The following is a 7,113-nucleotide window of genomic DNA, read 5'->3' on the forward strand; positions in this document are numbered from 1 at the left end:
AGTCGTATTTCGGGTTGTGCAAACCCGGCGAATCGGCGCCTGCGTTGCCGATCAGTACATAGGTGCCGGGCCGTTCCTCCAGCATGAAGTCGAAGTCTTCCGATGTCATGTTGGCCGGCACGTCGGGCCGCACGCGTTCAACGCCGAAGGCGTCACGAATCACCGTTTCGCATAGCTCGGTTTCGGCTGGCGTGTTGATCGTTGCCGGATAGTACTGGAAGAAGTTCACCTCGACCTGTGCGCCATACGCGCCTGCCAGCCCTTCGCACATCGACTGGATATCGCGCTGCAACTTCTGCTGTAACACCGACGACAATGTACGGATTGTGCCGCGCAACTCTGCACTGTCCGGGATCACGTTGTCAGTATCGCCCGCGTGCATCATGCAGACTGAGATCACGGCGGGGTCCACCGGGTCTTTGTGACGCGCAGATACGGTCTGACATTGCAGGACCATCGAACACGCCAGCGGAATCGGGTCGAGGCCCAGATGCGGCTGTGCGGCGTGCGCGCCCTTGCCCGTCACCGCAATCCTGAAGCGCGAACCCGCCGCCATGATCGGCCCACGACGCAGGCCGAAATGTCCGGCCGGCAAACCCGGCCAATTGTGCATGCCGAACACGGCCTCGGTCGGAAACCGCTCGAACAGCCCGTCATCGATCATCTTTCGCGCGCCCGCGCCGCCTTCTTCGCCTGGCTGAAAGACGAAGTGCACGCTGCCGGGCAACTGCGGCAATGCTTTCAGAACACGTGCGGCGCCAAGCAGCATCACCGTATGCCCGTCCACAGGCGTGCATGACGCCATGCGCGCACGACGCATGGGTGAAATCGTTAGCTTCATGAATGGGCAGCGCGTCGAGATCGGCGCGCAGCACGATGCCCCACGCCGGATTCGCGCCCGGCAGACTCGCCACCACGCCCGTCCCGCCCAGTCCGCGCGACACCTCGTACCCCAGCGCCTCCAGTTCGCGCGCCACAACGTCTGCCGCGCGGTGCTCCTCGAAACGCAGTTCGGGATGGGCTTGCAGATCGCGTCGCAACTTCTCCCAATGCGCGTGATGCGTGGTCAGCGATGACTCGACAATGTCGGCGGTTTCCAATTCAACACCTTTCGAGAGCGAACAGTTTCGGGCGCGTGAGGTGACGCAAGACGTCACGTAATGTGACGCCAGGTGCCCCGCATGGCTTCAATCTTAGTACCCGAGGATCGACTTGATCTCCATATACTCTTCCATGCCTTCGACACCATACTCCCGACCATTGCCGGATTGCTTGTAGCCGCCAAACGGCGCCTGCGGATCCCACGCCGGATAGTTCAGATGCACCTGACCCGACTGGATACGCGACGCGACCGAACGCATTAGCGCCTTGTCCGTGCCTTGCACGTGCGCGCCGAGTCCATAGACGGTGTCGTTTGCGATAGCGATGGCTTCGTCCACCGTGTCATAAGGCAAGATCGCCAGCACCGGCCCGAAGATTTCCTGCTGAGCCACGCTCATTCCGGTGTGGACGTGGGAGAAGATCGTCGGACGCGCATAAAAGCCTGTAGCGAGTCCCTCGGGCCTGCCCGCCCCGCCGATGACCAATTTCGTGCCTTCGTCGATGAAGCTTTCGATCATCTGCTGCACACGACCAAACTGCGCCCGATTGGCGAGAGGACCGTGCGTCGTCGCTTCCGCGAACGGATCGCCGACGCACATCTGCCCGGTTGCCGCCACGGCGAGCGCCTCGACTTCGGCAAGCGCGCCGCGCGGGACGATCATCCGGGTCGGCGCGCTGCACGACTGGCCCATGTTACGGAAGGCCGATGCCACGCCATGTGAAACAGCACGCGGCAGATCGGCGTCTGGCAGCACCATGTTGGGCGACTTGCCGCCAAGCTCCTGCGCCACGCGCTTGACGGTTGGCGCAGCTGCCTGCGCGACCAGCACGCCCGCACGCGTCGATCCGGTGATCGACACCATGTCCACCAGAGGATGCGAGGCGAGCGCTGTGCCCACTTCCGGTCCTGTCCCGCTGACCAGATTGAAGACGCCCTCTGGAATGCCCGCATCGGCAATCACTTCGGCAAACAGCAACGCGCTTAGCGCCGACAGTTCGCTGGGTTTGAGGACAACCGTGCAACCTGCCGCCAGCGCCGGGCCGACTTTCGCCGTGATCTGGTAGATCGGCCAATTCCACGGCGTGATGAGTGCGCACACGCCGACAGGTTCGCGCGCAATCGCCGTGGTGCCGCGCTGGACGATAAACGGGTACTTCAACAGGTTGTCGCGTGCGACGCCGAGATGGGCAATCGCGAGCGGCACATGCGCGCCGCGCGCATAGTTGATCGGTGCACCCATTTCCAGCGTCAGCGCCTGGGCGAAGAGTTCGGTGTGCTCAATCATCAGGCTATGTACGCGATCCAGCAGCGCCGCGCGTGCCTGCGGCGACGTCACCGACCACTGCTGGAATGCCTTACGCGCCGCTAGCACGGCATGGTCGACGTCTTTCGCATCACCCAGCGGAATCTCGCACAGCGTTTCCTCCGTGGACGGGCAGATCACCGCAGCCCGCGCCGTGTCTGAAATTGTCGAGGGCAGCGTCCATTCGCCATCGATAAAGAACCGGTCCAGCCGGCCCGCCTGCTTCAGATGAAGAACGGGTGAGATCATTGCAGCTTATCCTGGAGTCTTGACCATGCGTCTGCGAGGGCGAACACGGCGGTTTGTGATTGATGAGTCGGTGGGCGCGACGACGGTTAGAACTCGGCGACCTTTCCCCACACCGATTCGTCGAATCGCTCCGGGCGGTAAGGTTCGGGATCGACGATCGGTTTCAGACCCATCACCAGGTCCGCGACCAGATGACCGCATCCTGGACCGATGCCAAAACCGTGACCGCTCAAGCCTGCAGCCAGCACGAAGCCGGGCACTTCGTTCACTTCGCCGATGGCAGGCACGCCGTCCGGCGTCATGTCGATATAACCGGCCCAGGACGCCGCCACCGGCGCTGCGCCAATCGCCGGACACAGTTCGATGGCCCGTCGGTGAATCTCCTTGATCGTGGCCTGATCGACGCGCGGATCGAGTACGCGCATCTTTTCCATCGGCGTGGGGCGATCGAGTGCCCAGCGCCCCATGTTCTCGTGACCGGAGCGCACGCCTTCAAGATATCCCGGGCTCAGGCTGCGCCAGCGACGCGTGAACATCGCCAGGAAGTCATTGGCGTAGCGAAGCTTTTGCAGCGTAAGATCCAATTTGCCGCGGCCGCTGATGGCAAGCGAATACGTTTCGTTACCGCGTCGCGTGATCGTGATGGCCTTCGTGTGCATCGCGTCGGGCAGCGTGCCGCGCGGTAGCGAAACCGACATCAGCGACGAGCGGATCGTGGCTTGCGGCAACCGGATACCGAGTTGGCGGCAGAACGTCGACGCCCATGCACCGCCCGACAGCACCGCGATTTTCGTGCGGATCGTGCCGTGCTCCGTCACCACGGCGCTGACGCGTCCGCCTTCCGTTTCGATCCCGCGTGCCGCGCAGTTCTGAAGCACCGTTCCGCCAAGTTTCATGATGCTGCGCGCTACGGCGGGCGCGGCAGCGCCGGGGTCCGCGGTGCCGTCCGTCGGCGCGAACACACCACCTTTCCAGTTTTTCCCCGTCGAACCGCCGCGCTCGGTCGCGGCCTTGCCGCCGAGCACTTCCGTCTTTACGCCTGCCGAGCGTGCGAAGGTGCACCATTTCGCCCAGCCAGCCAGTTCGCTGTCGTCGTTGCTCAGATAGAGCAGTCCGCTGCGACGAAAGCCAGTCGTCTCACCCGACTCGGCTTCGAACTGTTCCCACAACCTCAGGCTTTCGATCGCAATTGGCAATTCGCGCGCGTCGCGGTTCTGTTGACGACACCAGCCCCAGTTCCGGCTGGACTGCTCGCCGCCGACCATGCCTTTTTCGATCAGCGCGACCTTCACGCCGCGCTTCGCTAGAAACCATGCGGTGAACACGCCGACGATGCCCGCGCCTATCACGACGACATCGGCGCTGTCCGGCAGCGTCGGGGTGGTAACAATGCGGGACAACGGTACGCGCATCTGCGAAAACTCCTTACTGACTGGGGATCGGCTGCCATACGTGGTTTCTGCCAGACGGCTCCAATTGATATTACAGAGGGTTCGCAGCAGAAAATATCGAATGGACTGGTCTACACGAAGCGATCGTGTTCTTTGCAGGCCCCTGCACGCACACAACGCGTCGGTCTCGGGTCTTCCGGGCATGCATGCCGGGCAATCGCGCGCAGTGCTGTTCTAGAACATGGCCTGACTGACGAGCCCGTACGGACGGTAGACCGCATCGGGCGGCCCACTATGGGCATCGGCGGGTGCATTGCGAACCATCTTCACGGTGGTATCGACGCACTTCAGGCCTTGCGCGATTAACCACTCGGTCAGCATCGCACCCGAGGGGACGTCGATACGAACGAACTCGCCTTCGTGACCGGTCAGCCAATGGCCGATCAGCGCCCTGGCGTGCAGATCGTCCGGCGAACGCATCGCGACGACCGGCCCGAGCACGAGACCCCGACCGAAGCGGCGCAGCACCGAAAACCCGACAATCTTCCCGTCGCGCACGAGTACCGCGTTCTCGCCCATTTCCAGCAGCGCCAGATACATCGCCTTGCGTTCGAGGCCATAGGCGCGGGTGGCGAGGTCGATAAGCGTGGGGAAGTCTTCGGCGGTCGCCGCGCGGACCCGTTCGCCGTCGGGCAATGCCACCGGCGACACCTCGCCGACGTTGCCCTGATGCTGATCGAGCGTATCGCAGACGGTGAAGCCGAGTTTTTCGTAGAGCGGCTTGCCAGCAGGCGTGGCGTGAAGGAACGTGACGCGCGGGCCGAGTTGTTCGAGCAGCAGTTCCATCAGCTTGCGGCCTATCCCCGCCCCTGATGTTCGGAGGACACGATCACGAGACCCAGCGAGGCTTGATCCGCGCCAAATTTCCAACACAGTCCCGTGCCGATCACGACTCCGTTTTCTTCGGCCGCGAAGCCGGTGCCGTGCGCGGAGGCGAACTGCCAGTCCTTCGCGCGATGCGGCCAGTTGACCGTCCGTGACAGCGCGTGCGCCGTAGGGATATCGGCGGCGGTAAGGGCTCGATAGTGGAGACTCGTCGTGGATGGTGCGTTCATCATTGCCTCCTGTCTGATTCGTTTTGCCGTATGGGTGCCCGAGCCGGGCGAGGTCCGGACGACGCTACAGCGTCGCCACTGCTTCGATTTCGATCTTCAGCCCAAAGTGCAAGGCCGGAACCGGCACCACCGCGCGAGCGGGTTTGGCGTCGCCGGCCCAGCGCGCATAGATTGCGTTGAGACTCGCCCAATGAGCGACGTCGACAATATAGACACGGACCTGTACCAGCTTCGAGACATCGCTGCCCACGCCGCTCAACGCCGAGCCCAGATTGGCCAGCACCTGCGCGGCCTGGGCGTCGAAATCGCTGTCCGTGAGCTTTGTGCCGTGCGCGTCGATGGGCAGTTGACCGGACACGAAGACCAGTCCATTGGCAATCGAAACGTGACTGTAGTGTCCGCCCGGCATCGCGAGTCCGATCGGATTCAGCGTCTGGGGAAGATGCCCCGCGTGTTCGGATTGGTTCATGAGGGCCGCTCCACGTTGAATGAGGTTCCCCGACGTCATCGGTCAGACACAGCCATTGCCGGGCTCTTACGACGCACTATAGAAAAAATACTTTTTGTCATGTTTAATATCCATTGAACCCATCGTTAAAGGTCGTTTAATGATCGAACTGGAAGACATGCGCCTGTTTCGCGCGCTCGGCGTGTCGCAATCGCTTGCCGCCGCCGCGCGGCTGCTGAATCTCACGCCGCCCGCGGTGACGGTTCGGCTTCGGCGCATCGAGGACCGCATGGGCGTAAGTCTTGCCACGCGTGCGGCGCGCGGCAGCTCACTGACCACGGAAGGTCAGCGGCTGGTTCAGGAAGCCGTCGAGATCATGGAGCGGATCGAGTCGATTCCGTCACGCGTCTCGGGCGACTCGGGCGGCGTCGGTGGACATTTGCGGGTCGTCGCGCCGTTCGGCTTTGGCCGCGCGCATGTCGCGCCGCTGGTGCGCGATCTGCATCGCTCGCACCCAAATCTCGAGATTTCGCTGATCCTGTCCGACAGCCCGCTCACTACGGCCCAGGGTGCCGACGCCGTGGTATCCATCGGCAACGTCAAGGGGTCGTCGTGGATCGGGCACTATCTCGCCCCCAACGACCGCATTCTCTGCGCAAGCCCTGCCCTCGCGCGCCGCCTGTCGAAGCTCGCGCATCCGTCGGAACTCACGCAGTACCCGTGGCTGACATTGCGCGAAAACGACGAGGACGTGACGCGTCTACGCTTCACCCAAGCCGACGCCGCCGGAAAACGCAGTGCGAAAGCCGTCACCGTCAGGCTGGACGGCGCGCTGTCGTCCAACGACGGCACGGTTGTCAGCGACTGGGCCATGGAAGGACTTGGCATCGTCGAGCGCTCCGAATGGGACGCTGCGCGTCTGATTGCAACGGGAAAACTCAAACGTGTGTTGCCCGCATGGCATCTCGAATCCGCGCCTGTGATGGCGTTGATGCCTACCCGTCATGGTCTGACGATCCGTCAGCGGGTGTTTCTCGAAGCCGCCAAGCGCGCGTTCGATCCCATTCCGTGGCGCAGTTGAAGCGTGCTTCAAGGCAGGCTCGCCGGGTCATCCGGCACGGTGCCCGGCCAGTATTCAATCTGAATTAACGCTCGCTTTATCGTTCGTTAAACACAAGCTTCGACGCTAATCCTATATTGGCGACTCCATCCGCACGGTGTCCTGCCCATGCCCGGACCCCGCTCGCGCATGGAATCGCAAGGAGCCGCAGATGGAATTGCAGTCGCTGAATACTCCCGCCGCATTGATCGATGTCGAACGCATGACCCGTAACATCGAGCGGATGCAGCACCGCCTGAATGCGCTCGGCGTGAGTTTCAGGCCGCACGTGAAAACCACCAAATGTAATCAGGTGGTGCAGGCCCAGATCGACGCGGGCGCACGCGGCATCACCGTGTCCACGCTGAAGGAAGCCGAGCAGTTCTTTGCGAGCGGCGTGCGTGAC

The 7,113-nt window shown here is 62.8% G+C and carries 5 protein-coding genes and 2 pseudogenes; 2 read left to right on the forward strand and 5 right to left on the reverse strand.

The window, feature by feature from the left end:
- The 5 genes and pseudogenes from AWB82_RS35950 to AWB82_RS35970 form a co-directional block, all read right to left on the reverse strand.
- A pseudogene (locus AWB82_RS35950) lies at positions 1-1,100 on the reverse strand (amidohydrolase); the annotation flags it as partial.
- Between the two features lie 93 nt (positions 1,101-1,193).
- Complete coding sequence (locus AWB82_RS35955) at positions 1,194-2,654, reverse strand: aldehyde dehydrogenase family protein (RefSeq protein WP_086974010.1); 1,461 nt, start codon at positions 2,652-2,654, stop codon at positions 1,194-1,196.
- An 86-nt stretch (positions 2,655-2,740) separates the two neighbouring features.
- Positions 2,741-4,066: an NAD(P)/FAD-dependent oxidoreductase gene (locus AWB82_RS35960; protein ID WP_086974011.1), complete on the reverse strand. Its 1,326-nt coding sequence runs from the start codon at positions 4,064-4,066 to the stop codon at positions 2,741-2,743.
- Between the two features lie 213 nt (positions 4,067-4,279).
- A pseudogene (locus tag AWB82_RS35965) lies at positions 4,280-5,160 on the reverse strand (GNAT family N-acetyltransferase).
- 64 nt (positions 5,161-5,224) lie between these two features.
- A complete protein-coding gene (locus AWB82_RS35970) occupies positions 5,225-5,629 on the reverse strand; it encodes a RidA family protein (RefSeq protein ID WP_086974012.1) in 405 nt (134 codons plus the stop codon).
- A 139-nt stretch (positions 5,630-5,768) separates the two neighbouring features.
- On the opposite strand from AWB82_RS35970, the gene AWB82_RS35975 reads away from it, so the two are divergent.
- A complete protein-coding gene (locus AWB82_RS35975) occupies positions 5,769-6,689 on the forward strand; it encodes a LysR substrate-binding domain-containing protein (RefSeq protein ID WP_086974013.1) in 921 nt (306 codons plus the stop codon).
- 190 nt (positions 6,690-6,879) lie between these two features.
- Positions 6,880-7,113: alanine racemase (locus tag AWB82_RS35980; protein WP_200818289.1), on the forward strand; the 234-nt coding region annotated here is incomplete at its 3' end.

The sequence above is a fragment of the Caballeronia glebae genome (assembly GCF_001545035.1).
GTDB classification, from domain to species: Bacteria; Pseudomonadota; Gammaproteobacteria; order Burkholderiales; family Burkholderiaceae; genus Caballeronia; species Caballeronia glebae.